The 321-nt window shown below is 78.2% G+C and carries 1 protein-coding gene; it reads right to left on the reverse strand.

Features of this window, described 5'->3' with window-relative positions; translation table 11 throughout:
- On the reverse strand, positions 1–321 hold a 321-nt coding region (locus SACPADRAFT_RS29355; RefSeq protein ID WP_040924759.1), incomplete at both ends, for a biotin--[acetyl-CoA-carboxylase] ligase.

The raw sequence follows: 321 nt of genomic DNA on the forward strand, positions 1-321 counted from the left end.
GCTCGGCCGGCGAGGTGGCCGGGAGGCCGCCCGGACCCGGGCGGACCGGCGTGCGCAGCGGGGCGACGTTGACCCCGATGCCGAGGACCACCGCCTGCTCGTCCGACGAGACCGCCTCGGCCAGCACACCCGCGCACTTGGCCCCGTCCGGACCCGCGAGCACGTCGTTGGGCCACTTCAGCACCGCGTCCACCCCGACCGCGGCCGCCGTGTCGGTCAGCGCCAGGCCCGCCACGGCCGCCAGCGACCCGAGCGCGGCCATCGGCACCTCCCCCGGCCGCAGCAACACGCTCAGGTACACACCGCCGCCCGGCGGCGAGA

The organism is Saccharomonospora iraqiensis subsp. paurometabolica YIM 90007, assembly GCF_000231035.2.
In the GTDB taxonomy this organism is placed as follows: domain Bacteria; phylum Actinomycetota; class Actinomycetes; order Mycobacteriales; family Pseudonocardiaceae; genus Saccharomonospora; species Saccharomonospora paurometabolica.